Annotated in this window: 10 protein-coding genes and 2 tRNA genes; 4 read left to right on the top strand and 8 right to left on the bottom strand. The window is 49.8% G+C overall.

Annotation, left to right across the window (positions count from 1 at the left end):
- Window positions 1-100: 100 nt before the first annotated feature.
- The 6 genes from mraY to rsmH form a co-directional block, all read right to left on the bottom strand.
- A complete protein-coding gene (mraY, locus tag BTV99_RS11435) occupies window positions 101-1,219 on the bottom strand; it encodes a phospho-N-acetylmuramoyl-pentapeptide-transferase (protein WP_075102493.1) in 1,119 nt (372 codons plus the stop codon).
- A gap of 3 nt (window positions 1,220-1,222) precedes the next feature.
- A complete protein-coding gene (gene murF, locus BTV99_RS11430) occupies window positions 1,223-2,677 on the bottom strand; it encodes a UDP-N-acetylmuramoyl-tripeptide--D-alanyl-D-alanine ligase (RefSeq protein WP_075102492.1) in 1,455 nt (484 codons plus the stop codon).
- Between the two features lie 125 nt (window positions 2,678-2,802).
- A complete protein-coding gene (locus BTV99_RS11425) occupies window positions 2,803-4,482 on the bottom strand; it encodes a UDP-N-acetylmuramoyl-L-alanyl-D-glutamate--2,6-diaminopimelate ligase (protein ID WP_075102491.1) in 1,680 nt (559 codons plus the stop codon).
- 86 nt (window positions 4,483-4,568) lie between these two features.
- A complete protein-coding gene (locus tag BTV99_RS11420) occupies window positions 4,569-6,671 on the bottom strand; it encodes a penicillin-binding protein 2 (RefSeq protein WP_075102490.1) in 2,103 nt (700 codons plus the stop codon).
- Window positions 6,668-7,180 (bottom strand): cell division protein FtsL, encoded by a 513-nt coding sequence (locus BTV99_RS11415; RefSeq protein WP_075102489.1) that lies wholly within the window; start codon window positions 7,178-7,180, stop codon window positions 6,668-6,670. The genes BTV99_RS11420 and BTV99_RS11415 overlap by 4 nt, the downstream gene beginning before the upstream one ends.
- A 277-nt stretch (window positions 7,181-7,457) precedes the next feature.
- Window positions 7,458-8,624: a 16S rRNA (cytosine(1402)-N(4))-methyltransferase RsmH gene (gene rsmH, locus BTV99_RS11405; RefSeq protein ID WP_075102487.1), complete on the bottom strand. Its 1,167-nt coding sequence runs from the start codon at window positions 8,622-8,624 to the stop codon at window positions 7,458-7,460.
- Between the two features lie 292 nt (window positions 8,625-8,916).
- On the opposite strand from rsmH, the gene gltX reads away from it, so the two are divergent.
- The 4 genes from gltX to BTV99_RS11380 all read left to right on the top strand — a co-directional run bounded on the left by gltX (window position 8,917) and on the right by BTV99_RS11380 (window position 11,840).
- Complete coding sequence (gene gltX / locus BTV99_RS11395; protein ID WP_075102485.1) at window positions 8,917-10,455, top strand: glutamate--tRNA ligase; 1,539 nt, start codon at window positions 8,917-8,919, stop codon at window positions 10,453-10,455.
- Window positions 10,456-10,682: 227 nt separating this feature from the next.
- Window positions 10,683-10,758 (top strand) — tRNA-Ala (locus BTV99_RS11390).
- Window positions 10,759-10,887: 129 nt separating this feature from the next.
- Window positions 10,888-10,963, top strand: a tRNA-Glu gene (locus tag BTV99_RS11385).
- A gap of 223 nt (window positions 10,964-11,186) precedes the next feature.
- On the top strand, window positions 11,187-11,840 hold the full coding sequence (locus BTV99_RS11380; RefSeq protein ID WP_075102484.1) for a LysE family translocator: 654 nt from the start codon (window positions 11,187-11,189) through the stop codon (window positions 11,838-11,840).
- 119 nt (window positions 11,841-11,959) lie between these two features.
- Here the strand turns inward: BTV99_RS11380 and acnA are convergent, their stop codons facing one another.
- Both acnA and BTV99_RS11370 read right to left on the bottom strand, forming a co-directional pair.
- A complete protein-coding gene (acnA, locus tag BTV99_RS11375; protein ID WP_075102483.1) occupies window positions 11,960-14,767 on the bottom strand; it encodes an aconitate hydratase AcnA in 2,808 nt (935 codons plus the stop codon).
- A 352-nt stretch (window positions 14,768-15,119) separates the two neighbouring features.
- A complete protein-coding gene (locus BTV99_RS11370) occupies window positions 15,120-16,193 on the bottom strand; it encodes a DUF3025 domain-containing protein (RefSeq protein ID WP_075102482.1) in 1,074 nt (357 codons plus the stop codon).
- Window positions 16,194-16,267 lie beyond the last annotated feature (74 nt).

Below are 16,267 nucleotides of genomic sequence, written 5' to 3'. Positions count from 1 at the left end.
AGATGGCTTTTGCAGAGCGCTGAACCAAAAGACTCAGTTTGCTAAAACACCAGCTTGTTAAAGCACCAATTTATTAAAAAACCAGCTTGTTAAAAAGTAGTTAGCGCAGTTTTAGCGTCATTAGCCCTAAGATTACAAGGATAATGGCAATAATCCAAAAGCGTGCCACCACTTGTGTTTCTTTCCAGCCAATCTCTTCAAAATGATGATGCAGCGGCGCCATACGAAAGACGCGTTTTTTGCGCAGCTTATATGAGCCAACCTGTAGCATCACCGACAGCGCTTCTGCGACAAACAAACCACCCATAATGGCAAAGGCAATCTCTTGACGAGTCATGACCGCGATGGTACCGAGCATCGCGCCCAGTGCCAGTGCTCCGACATCACCCATAAATACTTGGGCTGGATGGGCGTTAAACCACAAAAAGCCCAAGCCTGCCCCAATCATCGAACCACAGACAATGATGACCTCAGAGTTATAAGCGATATAAGGCACATGCAAGTAGTCAGCAAAACGCACATCACCTGAGACATAAGCCATCGCGCCCAAACCTGCCGCCACCAGTACCACTGGCAAGATAGCCAAACCATCCAAACCATCGGTTAAGTTGACGGCATTAGAAGCGCCATTAATCACAAAATAGGTAAAGATAATAAACCCAATACCAAAAGGTAGCGCAGAGAAAGGAACGATCCAGTTTTTAAAGACAGGCAGTAGTAAATCCTGCATCTCGCGGGTGGTCGCCATATCTGGCTGCAGCGTGGCGATATAGTACAGCGACACCCCAACAAATAACGCGCCCATCGACAGCCAAAAGTACTTTTTGCGAGCGATTAGGCCTTTGGGGTCTTTATACTTAATCTTTAGCCAGTCATCAGCCCAGCCAACCGCACCAAACACCACCATCACCACCAGCAAAATCCACACATAAGGATTGTCTAAGCGCGCCCATAGCAAGGTCGACACCCCGATAGCACTGAGTATCAAGACGCCGCCCATGGTCGGTGTGCCCGTCTTGGCCAAATGCGACTGCGGTCCATCATTACGGATGGCCTGCCCATATTTGAGCGCACGCAAGTGGCGAATGACGCGGCCACCAAACATCATGCTAAAGACTAAAGCGGTAATGACCGCTAATAACGCGCGTAGCGTCAACGAAGAAACCGCAGAAAACGGTGTATAATACTGGCCAAGCCAGCCAAACAACCAAACTAACACCGCCTACTCCTCGACTAGCGCATTGATAAGGGTTTCCATTTGCATGGCACGTGAGCCTTTGAACAGCACGGTACAAGGCTTAGCCTGCTGCGCTTGCAAATACGGCTGTAAATACGCCAAAAGACTGTCTTTATCCGCAAACGCATGCGCACTGATATCAGAGATTTCTTGCGCACCTGCTACGGTATACGGCGCATACTCACCGACGCACAGCAGCACGTTGATACCAGTGGTGGCAATGGTACGACCCAAGCTTTGATGCTCGCTCACTGCCGCGTCACCCAGCTCAGCGATATCGCCCAACACCATCACTTGCGTGCCTGTTTGCGCCGCCAGCACCTTGGCCGCTGCACGCACGGAATGCGGATTGGCATTATACGTATCATCGATCAGGCGATGCATCCCCAGTATCTGACTATTGAGACGACCTTTGGCGGGGCGGGCGTTTTCTAAACCAATCACGATATCACTGACATCGATGTTTAACGCATGCGCACAAGCGGCCGCCGCCAAGGCGTTATTGACATTATGCTCACCCGCCAATGGTAGGTTGATGTCATGGACTTGATTGCCAATATGCAGCTTGAACTCACTACGCTCAGGCTCGACATCCAAGTGACTGGCACTGACATCGGTATTGCCAAAACCAATCACATGTGAGGTATGTTTTTCGGCGATACGGCGCAGTTGATTGGTAAAGTCGTCTTTGTCAGGGACAATAGCAAACTGAGTATCGGTTAATGTATGGTAAATCTCCGACTTGGTTTGACAGATACCTTCACGGCTACCGAATTCACCCAAATGCGCGGTACCAATATTGAGGATACAAGCCACATCCGGTTGGACGATTTCTGCCGTGTAAGCAATCTCGCCGATATGGTTGGCGCCCAGCTCCAAGATGGCATAGCGATGATGATCGGACAACTCGAGCAGCATCATCGGTACGCCCAAATCGTTGTTTAGGTTGCCACGGGTGATCAGGGTTGGTGCTAAACGACCAAAGATACTACCAAGCATCTCTTTGCAGGTGGTTTTACCGCTTGAGCCGGTGATAGCAATCACAGTCAAGTCTTGATGCTGCTGACGACGATAAGCGGCCAGCTGCCCCAAAGCCAGACGCGTATCACTCACGACCAACTGCGGGATGCTCGTCGAGATGGGACGTGAGACGATAGCAGCGACAGCACCTTGGGCAGCGGCTTGATTGATATAGTCATGACCATCAAAATTGGCACCGCTTAGCGCCAAAAAGATATCGCCGCTCTTTATCGTGCGGGTATCGGTGGCGATACGGTTGCTGGTGACCGCGTTGTTGGCAAGCTCAGTTTGTCCTGCATTGCTTTGCTCTGCTGCTAGCTGCCAATGCCCATCCAGCGAGGCTGTCGCAGCGAGCAGATTATCTACCTGCCAGACATAGAGACCTTGCGACTGAATGGTATTGTCGTTGTCGGCTGTCATAATGATTACCTTGTATGATGACTACTTAATTTTTATAAATACTGTTTGTTACGCTCAACATGATTTGATGAGCGCTCTCAAATGATGGCGCAACCCTCAAAATCATGACGCTGTAAACCCATTGCCTATCTGCGCCCAGCCTTTTGTAAGGCTTGTTGCAAGACCACACTGTCATCAAAATCATAACGGACATGATTGATCTCTTGATAGGTCTCATGACCTTTGCCAGCGATGACGACGATATCATTGGGTGCTGCTTGCATGACAGCATACTCAATCGCCGCTTGCCGTGCAGGCTCAATATGGGTGCGCTGATACTGCGCGGTGCTCATGCCCGCTTGCATATCTTGCAAGATGGCCTCTGGGTCTTCGGTTCGCGGATTATCCGCGGTCAATATAACCCTATCCGCGCCCGCCAGTCCTGCCTGCGCCATCAGCGGACGCTTGCCCGCGTCACGGTCTCCGCCGCAGCCAAACACCGCCCACAGCTGCCCCTCACAGTGGGTGCGCAAACTGGCCAGCACCTGACTGAGCGCATCAGGGGTATGGGCATAATCAACGATAAAGCAGCCATCACTCGATGCGACGCGCTGCATACGTCCTACCGCGCCTTGTAGCTGCGGGACGAGCTCGGCGATACGCTCAAGACTCATGCCCAATGCAGTAGCAGCGGCAATGGCAGCCAGCAAATTGGCGACATTAAAACGCCCGAGCAAAGGACTAACGATATTTATGCGACAGCTCTCTTTATGGCCAGTGTCTGTATCACCAGTTCCTTTATCAGCGGTATCTCCACCGGCGATGTCTGTCTGCAGTGTAATTTCCACCCCTTCTAAGCTTGGGGTAATATCGGTGGCAACAAAAGTCGCAGGCTTTGAGGCATCTAGACTATACGTCCATACCGTCAAACCACTGGCATGCGCCATATCTAGCATGACCTGCGCGTACTCATCATCGATATTAATGATAGCGTGGGTCAAGGAAGGAAAATGCGTTTTGTCAAAGAGCCTAGCTTTTGCCGCGGCATACGCTGCCATATCGGCATGATAATCTAAATGATCGCGGCTTAAGTTGGTATAAATCGCAACAGATATCGGCACGCCTTGTAGACGCTGCTGATCAAGGCCGTGCGAGCTGGCTTCTAACGCCAATACTTCTGCCTTCTCAAGCGCCATTTGATACACAAACTGCTGCACGGCAAGAGCGTCGCCCGTGGTATGGCTAGCCTGTACCAAAGCGCCCAGTCGACCGTTACCCGCGGTCCCCATCACAGCGCTGCTCATGCCAGTCAGCTGCGTCAACTGCGCTACCAGCTGGCTGACGGTGGTTTTGCCATTGGTGCCCGTCACTGCCGCCACCGTGGGTAATCGGCTTGGCTGCTGGTACTGCAAACGCGCCTGAATGAGACTGCCCAAAAAATCACGAATATGCGGCGTGTATATCAAAGGACAAGACAACACATCCGCTGGCAACTGTCCATCATCAAACAAGTCGCTTGGGTCAATCTCCGAGAGAATAAAAGCCGCCTGTGATGCGGCTTGTAGCAGATAGTCGCGGCTTTTTTGACAGTGGCCTGTCTGGCTTTTTAGCAGGACAAACACATCGTGTGCCGCAACGTGGCGGCTATCCAACCGAAACTGTGCAAATGGTATATGCGCGACCGAGATGCCCTCACTGGTATTGTCCGCAGCAGCGAGCAGCGCGGTGAGCGATGACTGTAGCAAAGAATGCTGACGATCGCCGCTCTCTAAAAGCTGCTGCAAGGTAACCGCGTGGGTGCTGGGCGATGAGGTAAGCGTGGTCATGGGCAAATCCTAAACGGTAAACACAAATCAGCGGCTGGCGCTGGATACTGGCCGACATCAGTCGTCGTGTTTGTGTGGCAAGATACTTATGGCTCTTCGGTCTTTAGCGGTTTATCTAAAGGCACATTATACAAACGCAGCGCCTCTTTCATGACATTATGAAAGACAGGAGCGACAGTCAGACCCGCATAAATCTGCGCGCGCGGGTCTTCGATGAGCATCACGCCCACCAGCCTTGGGTTTGATGCTGGTGCCATACCCGCAAAGACGTTGCGATACTGGTCAGTATAGTAGCCACCTTTGGGGTTGATACGGCGCGACGTTCCTGTTTTACCCGCCACACGGTAGCCATCAATGGCCGCGCCTTTCGCGGTACCACCCGGCTCGGTGACGCTCTCCATCATCTGCACGATAGACATCGCCTGCTCGTGCGCCATAATGCGTTTGCTTGGCTGCGGTTTGTCGTCTTTGATCAATGTCAGCGGATGCATGACACCACCTGCGGCCAGCGCCGAATAGGCCTGTGCGACCTGCGCAAGTGTCACCTGCAGACCATAACCATAACTGACGGTGGCGCGGCGCGAGGTTTCTTTTTCTTTTGGCGTGACCACCAGACCACTACCCTCACCAGGGAACTGTAATGGGGTTTTTTTACCAAAGCCAAACTGCTTTTGCATATTGGTAATGGCATCAGGCGGCAGGGACAATGCAATCTTGGTCGAGGCGACGTTACTCGATTTTTGTAGTAGCGTGCCCATGTTGATCATGCCGAGATTACGGTGATCGCGAATGGTATAACCACGGACACGGATAGAGCCTGGATTGGTATCAATCAATGATGTCGCGGTATATTTACCCGAGTCTAACGCCGCAGCCACAGTAAATGGCTTCATCACTGAGCCTGGCTCAAAGACGTCTAACAGCGCACGGTTTCGCTGGTTTTCACCGGTCATCTCATTGAGGTTATTGGAATTAAATGACGGCCAGGTCGAGAGGGCGAGCACCTCGCCTGTCTGTACATCGACGACCATACCTGTCGACCAGCGCGCCCGCTGTAGGCGTCCTGCTTTTTCTAACTCTTTATAAAGCAGATACTGCAGACGCGAGTCAATCGTCAGCGCCACATCTTTGCCCGGTATCTCAGGCTCGACTTGCTTGATTTCTTTTAGGCTGTTTTGTTTGGCATCTTTTAGTACCAGTACCTTGCCATCTTTACCCGCCAGCTCCTTTTCGTACTGACGTTCGATACCCGCACGCCCTTCATAGCCGCCCTCAGGATCATTGGCGTTTTGTCCCATAAAGCCGAGCAATTGCGAGTTGGGCTGAGGCTGCGGGTAATAACGCTGAAAGAAGTTTTTTTCATACACCCCAGGGAAATCTAAAGAGCTGACACTTTGGGCAATCTCTGGCGTGACTTTATTAAGAAGCGGTAAGTAGTGCGAGCCTGCGCCTGATGGCAACGCTGCTTTTACTGCTTCCTCGTCGGTGACATCGATGCTGTCATCGATCGCGGTGACTCGTTTTAGCTCACTGACTGAGATATTGGCGGCAGCGGCCAAGGTCGTCAAATCCATAGCATCCAAGCGTTTTTGCATGCGCGCTCGTAGCTGCGGACTGTCAGGGTTGGTCAAAATGATGCGTTTTAGCTCATAGTATTCACGCGCATAGTCATGCGGACTAAAGGACACTGTCGCCAGCGGCGCACTCACTGCCAGTGGCAGTTTGTTGCGATCCGTGATCATACCGCGATAAGATGTTTGTGTGCGTACGCTGGTGATCAGCTCATTGCCCTTATCTTGATAAAACTGGGCATTGGCGACTTGAATGTAGTAAGCACGGCCTATCAGTGCGACCAATATGGCAAGCGCCAATCCCCAAACCGTCCAAAATCGCGCTTTGTCTTGCTCAAAACCGCCCCGTGAGGACGCCCCTGATGCTTTATTTAAAAACGCGGTTTTACGGTTTTTGACACTGGTATAAGCACCTTGATTGTCATTCTTTTTTAGTCGCCCAAACAGCTTGGCCTTACGGCTATCTGCCGCACTACTATCAGTTTTTTTATTTTTTTGTCCTGAATTGGCCGCACTGACACGGCGCAGCGGCTTGGTGACTTTGCCACTGGTGGGTTTTTTGCTGTTGTTTTTTGCTGTTGACTTACCGGTCTTGGCTTTGGATTTTTTTTCACTCATCGCCCAGCCTCCGCCGCATTGGTATTAATTGATGTAGCTCTAGGCGGCGCGTCAATCGACAAATCGGTACTGACAACCTCTTGTATGACATCACTGTCATTGGCGGTGATATCTGCCTCGCTAGAGGCGGCTGGCGCCAGTGCCGTAGGAGCGCCTGGCTGAATAATCAACTTGTCTTTGAGGGTTGGAGAATACATGCCAAGCTCGGCCACAGCGCGGCTGGCAATTTGCGGCGTGGCGCTAAAGGTTTGCTGCTCGATAAGCAACCGCTGATGCTCTACTTGTAGCTTGCGCTGTTGTTTTTTCATGTCTTGCAAGGTTTTATAGTCCTGATGGTATTGCTGGACGCCTTCAGCGGTCTTGATACCGCTCCAGATGATTGCCGCCGCCAGCAATAATAAAATCGCCACATAAATGCTGACCACATTAAACCGGCGCACAAACAGCTCGCCGATATCGACATTAGGAGGGGTGCCGGCGCGGCGAGTAGGTTTGTCAGATATTGCCATGACGCTCTCAAAAAGTGGACTTCAAATATAAAATCGGCGACGGTTTTAAATGGTTTTTATGCGCAAATGTCTCTATCAGACACTCAGGCCGCATCGGTGACATAAAACCAAATATCACTGTCATGCGCGCTACAAACAAAAAACCAACTGCTGAGCCTAGCAGGTAATATTTACAGCTTTTTAACACTAGCGTAGCCATTCGCACATTTTTATCTTATTTAGACAAACAACAGCAAAGCGATATGACTACTCTTAAACCGCTTCACTGACAATGTAGCTAATCTTGGCTTGCCGCCTGTTGATACTCAACATCGCTGCGCGTGGCCAGTCGCAACCAAGCACTGCGCGCGCGCGGGTTGCCGCTGATCTCGCTCTTGCTAGGCCCCACCCGTTTTGGCTTACCAAAATAGCGCGGACGTTTGGGTGGCATCGGCAGATTATCATCCTCTGGATATTGCCCTTTGCTATGGCGCTGCAAAAACTGCTTGATTCGGCGGTCCTCTAAGGAGTGAAAGCTAATCACTGCCAGCTGACCACCTGCTTTTAAAATCGGAATGCTTTGCGCCAAAAAGTCATCGACATCGCCAAGCTCGTTATTGATAAAAATACGCATGGCCTGAAAGCTTTGGGTCGCTGGATGCTTGCCGCGCTGCCAGTTGGGGTGCGCCGTTTTGATCACCTCTGCCAGCTCAAGCGTGGACTCATAGCTGTCCATCTGCTTGATGGCGCGCGCGATACGGCGACTGTGGCGCTCTTCGCCGAACTCGTAAAGCACATTGGCCAAGGTTTCGTCATCGACCTGCTCGAGCCATTCGGCCACCGACTGGCCACGACTGGTATCCATACGCATATCGACCGCGCCATCACGCATAAAACTAAAACCGCGGCTACCATCATCAATCTGCGGCGATGAAATGCCCAAATCTGCCATCAAGCCATCCACCTGATCGATACCCAGCGCCGCTAAGCTATCCGTTAAGGTCGCAAAACTATCATGCACCACTTTGACACGGCTGTCACTAGCGGCCAGCTCTTGCGCCACAGCAATTGCTGTCGGGTCTTTATCAAACACCACCAGCGTCGCGTCGTCACTCAGATGACTCAATAATAGACGGCTATGACCGCCACGGCCAAAGGTAGCATCGACGTAGATGCCGCTCATTTGCAAGCTGGGTTGTGGGGCGTCATCTGTGCGTTTGGGAAGAGATTTGACCCCCAGTACCGCCGCCACCGTCTCTTGCAATAGTACGGCATCATGGACAAAGCGCTGCTCGCTGGACGCCGCGCATGCAGACCCTCCTTCACGGGTGGGCTGCGCGGTATCAGAGGTTACAGCAGATAAATCAGCCGCCGACTTGGCAGGGTCAGTGGCCAAAGAAGGGCTTTGTTTGCAAGTGGACGTACTGTTTTGCTTATTATTTGGCTTATCATTCAATGTGGACACAAACGACTCAGTAGATGACGGCCATATCGGCCGGTAATAGTAAAAAATCAGATGAAAATAAACAAGTTATGTCTTGCTTGACCTTATTATCGCAAGGATACACGGTGAGTCAAGCACTAGACAGGCTTTTCATTAAAAATATCGCAGCTGTCTGTTATACTAGCGCTATATTTTACGCTATTTTTTGCTATTGACGGCCACTCTTTCATTGCTATTTTAGTCATATTTTTCCTTTAGTTATTTTGTGGCTATTGTTGCTACTTATCGCCCACGACATTTTGAGATTTTTATTATGCAAACATCGACCCATGCTCCCTCCGACACGAGCAACGCCCGCCCTATTCGCACGCGTATTGCGCCCTCGCCGACTGGTTTTCCGCATGTCGGTACCGCTTATATTGCGCTCTTTAATTTAGCCTTTGCCAAAGCCCACGGCGGTGAGTTTATTTTGCGTATTGAGGACACCGATCAAACGCGTTCGACGGCCCAATCCGAGCAGATGATTTTGGACGCGCTACGCTGGGTCGGACTTGACTGGAGTGAGGGACCAGACGTTGGTGGCCCGCACGCACCTTATCGTCAGAGCGAGCGTAGCGATATTTATAAAAAACACGCCGAGCAGCTGATAGCAAGCGACCATGCGTTTCGCTGTTTTTGTACTACAGAAGAGCTAGATGCCATGCGCGCTGAGCAAATGGCCAATGGCGAGACCCCACGCTATGACGGCCGCTGTGCCCACCTACCTCCAGAAAAAACTGCGCAATTGGTAAGCGAGGGCACCCCGCATGTGATCCGTATGCGTGTACCCACCGACGGCGTTTGCCAAGTACATGACATGCTGCGCGGCACCGTCGAGATTCCTTGGGCGCAAGTCGATATGCAAGTATTGCTAAAAACCGACGGTATGCCAACTTACCATCTTGCCAACGTCGTTGACGATCACTTGATGGAGATCACTCACGTTATGCGCGGCGAAGAGTGGCTCAACTCCGCCCCCAAGCATCAGCTGCTTTATGATTACTTTGGTTGGGAGATGCCAACACTCTGCCATATGCCGCTACTGCGTAACCCCGACAAATCAAAGCTGTCGAAACGTAAAAACCCAACCTCAATTACTTACTACCGTGATGCCGGCGTACTACCTGAGGCGCTGCTCAACTACCTAGGCCGTATGGGCTACTCAATGCCTGACGATACCGAAAAATTCACCTTGGATGAAATGATTGCCAGCTTTGATATCCAGCGCGTGTCTCTTGGCGGCCCTATCTTCGATACCGAAAAACTCAATTGGCTAAACAGCGAATGGCTACGCGCGCTTACACCTGAAGAGCTTAAAAACAAAATCCTTGAGTGGGCCAGTGACAGCGATAAACTCACCGCGATCGCCGCTGCGATTCAGCCACGCATCGAGCTGTTGTCTGACGCGGTCAACTGGGGCGGCTTTTATTTCCAAAACCTGCCAGACATCACCGCTGAGAGCTTTACGCATAAATCGCTTGAGCCTGAGCAAATCATCGAGCTGCTACAACTGGCGCTTTGGCAGCTTGAGACCCTGCCGACGTGGTCGGAGGAAAACATCTATACCACGCTAAAAGGCCTCGCCGCCCACCTCGATATCAAGATGCGCGACTTTATGGCGCCATTCTTTATCGCGATTGCGGGTAGCACCTCATCGACGCCCGTTATGAACTCGATGGCGATTATCGGTGCGGATATGACCTTGACGCGCTTGCGTCATGCGGTTGATGTCTTAGGCGGCCTCGGTAAAAAGAAACTGAAAAAGCTTGAGAAAAAAGCGGCGGATCTGCCTAATTTTTTGGCTGATGCATAGTTTGGCAGCAGGGTATCCTTGTACTTGCCGATGAAGAGTAGGATAGATAAATAATAACAAAGAGTCAGCTCGATACTGGCTCTTTTTTATGTAACACCCATACTCAAACGTCCATAATTAGCCATTTAAATACTTTTAATGACTTTTTTTGCATTATTTTGCATTTTTTTAAAAATAGCGGTTGACAAGACTGCTGGTCTTACCTAAAATACGCACACTCTTAGCGAGGGGCTATAGCTCAGTTGGTAGAGCACTTGCATGGCATGCAAGGGGTCAACGGTTCGACTCCGTTTAGCTCCACCATACTATTTATCGCTCAACAGATAAATATTGCTTTGAGAACAATGTCAGCACCTAGGCAAGGCTTATTAATAAATAAGCGCTCTGATATTGTGAAGTACCGTTATAACCATAGGTTATGACACTCTATGCGTCCCCATCGTCTAGAGGCCTAGGACACCGCCCTTTCACGGCGGTAACGGGGGTTCGAATCCCCCTGGGGACGCCACTATTCGGCGTCACTTATTAGCACTTTTGCTTAGCATCAGGTTAGACTAATAAGCGAACACTAAAAAATCCCAGTCATCATCCGGTGACTGGGATTTTTTTCGTTTGTCGTTTATAAAAACCATCGATATGAGCTGCTCATGACGACCGATACCAGGTAAACTACGAAAGAAACGATAAATAAAACACTCCCCTATTATTGCTATCACAAGGAAGTATGAGCCATGTTCGGTATCGAAAACTATCTGGGCTTTGTCTTGGCGGCGATTTTGCTAAACCTCACTCCAGGCACCGATACGATGTATATCATCACCCGTAGCGTCTCACATGGCAGCGCAGCAGGGTTTTATTCTGTCCTCGGTATCATCTCAGGCATCTTGGTGCACACGGTATTCGCCGCATTGGGTCTATCGATCATTTTGATCAACTCGCCTCTGGCCTTTACGATTGTAAAATATATCGGTGCCAGCTACTTATGCTATCTGGGTATAAAAATGCTGATGAGCAAGCAGCCTTCTTTACTGGCAAATCATTTACCAAAAAGTCGCCCATCGGCACCTGCCAACTCTATAGCGCACTGGCAAATATACAAACAAGGCGTATTAACCAATGTCTTTAACCCAAAAGTCGCGCTATTCTTCCTTGCATTTTTTCCGCAGTTTATCGATCCTAGCTATACTCATAGCGCCTTGTCATTTCTGATTTTGGGATTGAGTTTTGCGCTGACGGGCTTTGTATGGTGTTCGTGCCTTGCTTTATTGGCCTCAAAATTTAGTGCCAACTTAAGAAAAAACCCAGCTATCGAAGTGATTTTAAATAAAATAAGCGGCGTGGTGTTTATTGGTTTGGGAGTTAAGTTGCTTACAGAGAAGGGATAAACAAACTGCAAATAATGATCAAATAAGCTGATTTTTATAAAATCTAACTACCCATAAAAAAGCCCAGTCTCCTTAATATAGGGGACTGGGCTTTATATTTTTCTAACTCTAATTAATCACTATGCAGCTTCTTTATTATCAGCAGCTAGCTGACGCAGCACATAGTGCAATACGCCGCCATGACGCACGTATTCGCGCTCTTTTGGTGTCTGCAGGCCGACATTGACCTCAAAGGTTTCAGTCGAGCCATCGGCGCGGGTGGCAGTGACTTGAGCGGTTTTGCTCTCGCCATTGTTCAGGCCAGTGATGCTCAGCACTTCAGAGCCATCGAGCTTGTAGGTTTGTGCATCTTCGCCATCTTTGAAAGTCAATGGCAGCACGCCCATACCGACGAGGTTTGAACGGTGAATACGCTCGAACGAGGTGGTCAATACCGCTTTTACACCAAGCAAAATCGTACCCTTCGCTGCCCAGTCACGGCTAGAGCCTGAGCCATACTCCGCCCCGCCGAGGACGACGAGCGGGCGCTTATCTTCTTTATACTTCATCGCTGCATCATAGATAGCCATTTCTTCGCCATCTTGTAGCGTTGACTTATCGTCTTTGAAGTAATAGGTATAGCCGCCCTCTTTGCCGCCCATCATTTGGTTTTTGATACGGATATTGGCAAAGGTACCACGGGTCATGACTGCATCATTACCACGGCGTGAGCCATAACTGTTGAAGTCCGCTTCCATGACGCCGCGCTCTTGCAGATACTTACCTGCTGGTGAGTTTGGATCAATGTTACCAGCTGGCGAGATATGGTCGGTGGTGATTGAGTCACCAAATAGACCTAAGATACGCGCGTCTTCGATATCAGGGATACCTTCTGGCTCCATGGTCATACCATCAAAGAACGGTGGATTTTTGATGTACGTTGAGCCTTCATCCCATGGATATAGCTGACTATCGGCTGAGCTAATCGCGTTCCATTCTTTACTACCATCGAACACTTCACCATAGTTTTTACGGAACATATCAGCATCAATGTTATTGGCAATCAGCTCGTTGATCTCATCTGACGTTGGCCAAATGTCTTTTAGATAGACATCATTGCCGTCTTGGTCTTGACCAAGCGGCTGGGTGGTCAAGTCGATATCCACCGTACCTGCCAGCGCATAAGCGACGACTAATGGTGGCGACGCCAAATAGCTTGCCTTGACGTGTGAGTGAATACGACCTTCAAAGTTGCGGTTACCAGAGAGTACCGCTGCCGCCACTAAATCATTTTCTTCGATACCTTGCTCGATACTTTCAAGCAGTGGTCCTGAGTTACCGATACAAGTGGTACAACCATAACCGACGAGATAAAAGCCTGTTTTTTCTAGCTCATCCATCAGTTTGGTTTTTTCTAAGTAATCCGTCACTACTTTTGAGCCAGGTGCCAATGAGGTCTTAACCCAAGGTTTGGCTTTGAGGCCTTTGGCAGCGGCCTTTTTGGCGACCAGTCCAGCACCGAGCATGACGGCTGGGTTTGAGGTGTTGGTACAAGAGGTAATCGCGGCAATCACCACCGCGCCGTCACGTAATTTATACTTCTCATCATTAATGTCAACGATACTACAGAAGTTACCGTCTTCATCACAGTTTTTCGGCTTAGCTGCTAGGTTTTTGGCTTGCTCTTGCTTACCGCCTTCTTCATCGAAACGCACCTTAGCTTCAACTTCTTTTTTACGGTCCTTGGTCATCTTCTCAAGCGTTTCGCCGAATTTTTCGTGCATATCAGATAAGTTGATACGCTGCTGCGGTAAGTTAGGGCCTGCCAGTGCTGGCTGGACAGAGGACAGATCAAGCTCTAGCTTACTTGAGTAAGTTGCCGCTGGCGTATCGGCATCATGCCATAAGCCCTGTGCCTTGGCATATTTTTCGACCAGCTCAATTTGCGCTTCGTCACGGCCTGATAGACGCAGATAATCAATCGCCATTTGGTCAATCGGGAAGATACCACAAGTCGCGCCATATTCTGGCGACATATTGGCAATCGTCGCCCGATCTGCTAATGGCATTTGATGCAAGCCTTCACCGTAGAATTCGACAAACTTACCAACCACGCCATGTGCCCGTAGCATCTCGACCACGCGCAATACCAAATCCGTCGCGGTGACGCCTTCTCTCAGTTTGCCTGTCAGCTCAAAGCCAACCACTTGCGGAATCAGCATTGAGGATGGCTGACCGAGCATCGCCGCTTCAGCTTCGATACCGCCAACACCCCAACCAAGCACGCCGATACCATTAATCATCGTCGTATGACTGTCGGTACCAAACACTGTGTCAGGATAGGCGGTCAGCTCGCCATCGACATCTGCTGCCATGACCACGCGCGCAAGATACTCAAGGTTGACTTGGTGCACGATACCCGTCGCTGGCGGGACAACGACAAAGTTCTCAAAGGCATTTCGGCCCCAATGGAGAAACTCATAGCGCTCATTGTTACGCTTAAACTCAATCTTCTCGTTGAGATCCAGCGCATCTTCGCGGCCATAAGCATCCACTTGTACCGAGTGGTCAACGACCAACTCACTGGGGATAAAGGGATTAATTTGCTCAGCACGACCACCCAGCTCTACTACTGCATCACGCATCGCTGCCAGATCGACGACTGATGGCACGCCGGTGAAATCTTGCAGCACCACGCGTGCTGGCATGAAGGCAATCTCTTTGGACGCCTCAGCGCCAGCGTCCCAGTTGGCCACTGCTTCGATGTGGTTTTTGCCGACAGACTGACCATCATCTTCGTTACGCAATAGGTTCTCTAGTACGACCTTCATACAGTACGGTAGCGTATTGATATTGTCGTAAGTTTCGGCAAGTTTGGGCAAGCTATAATAGGCATGCTCCTTGCCATCGACCGAAATGGTGTCTTTTACATTAAAGATATCACTCATGGTAGCTTCCTTATCGTTGTTATAAATCCTAAACATAAATGGCCAATTACAAGTTAGCATTTATGTTGATATTGGTGGCTCAATAAATGGTGGTTTATTAAAGAAATACTGTGTCAAAGTAGGCACTAAAGACATTCATTATTACAAAACCATGTAAGACAAAATCCTAAGACATATGTTTTCATTAACCCAAGCTCTAAAGGTGCTTGTAAGACCTGACATCAGCTTGTTTTTACCATAACAAATATATAGCGCTTTGTTAACGTCTGGACGTAGTCAAATCGTGGCACAATCGTAACTGTAACAATGTGTTAGCGAGTTAATAATGAGAGGCTAGCCAAATCCATTTTTATTACTTTTTACGGCGACCACTACGAAACACAAATGCATCATCATAAAAATTAGAATCTTCATTCTCGGCCCAGAAATGCGGCACACCTAAAATGGGCAATGGCGATAAATAACGCGGTGTGACTGTGTCCTTTGATAATAATTCATTCATATAATCAGCCAATTTATCATCCAAAAAGGCGATGCGCTGCTGCGTTGACAAGGCAAAGAAATCTTGGCCGACGTTGATGACCACACTATGCGCGCACAAGGGCTTACGCGGCGCTATCAATTGCTCAAGGAGGGCATGACCAAAAATATAAACCACCGCTTGCGCGTTTGGACTAGGACTTGTAGGGTCATCCCACTGCATGCGCGGCTGTACCAAACTGCCCTGCCAGTCAAAGCCAATCAACGCCTCACCAATACTAGGATTGGCAGTGACCAAAACCGCGCCGTTTTCATCAAACACAGTGATGGTATCGCGGACGCGGCCCCGACTGGCACCGACCCCTTGCTGCTCAATTTCAAGCATATGGTAGTGGTTTAGCAGGGCTTTGGTCTTAGGGAACGTCAGCCAAATACTACCGTTAAATAAGTCGTGTAAGTTGTCACGCGTCGGGATATTGCCCGTACTGCCGATGAAGCTCTCGTAAGCCTCGCCCTCTGGCAACGCCTCTTGTGAGACAAACTGTAAAGCCTGCGCCTTATGGTTATATGCAGGCTTGGTGTGCGGCAGTTGCTGCTGCACGTCAGCTGCCTGCTGATGCAATGCGGTATTTAATACTTTCGCGATGATGTCTGGTGTGTTTTGGGTACGGCTGATATCAAGGGCTTGATTTTCAGGAGCAGAACTTTGAGTATCAGCGCGCTCCATGCTCAAGCTTTTTGTCGCACTAAGCTGAGTGATGGCTTGGCTAATGGCATCTAACTGCTGCACATGACCAAGCCACGGCGCACGCCAGTCAATCTGGGCAAAGCTGTCATCAAGTCTGCTTGCCGCTAAGGCTGACGCCTGTACAGGCGAATCGTTCGGCAAAGGCTTATCAAAACGCGCATCTGAGCGATGCAAAGGAGGCAGATTACTGGCAGTCATATCAAACTATCTCTCATGAGCGATGGGCGGCTTATGGTATCATGGTGCGCTTTTTTACGGCTAGACGGGCAGCT

The organism is Psychrobacter sp. Rd 27.2 (genome assembly GCF_001921755.1).
GTDB lineage: Bacteria > Pseudomonadota > Gammaproteobacteria > Pseudomonadales > Moraxellaceae > Psychrobacter > Psychrobacter celer.
This window is presented reverse-complemented; position numbering and strand designations above follow the sequence as displayed.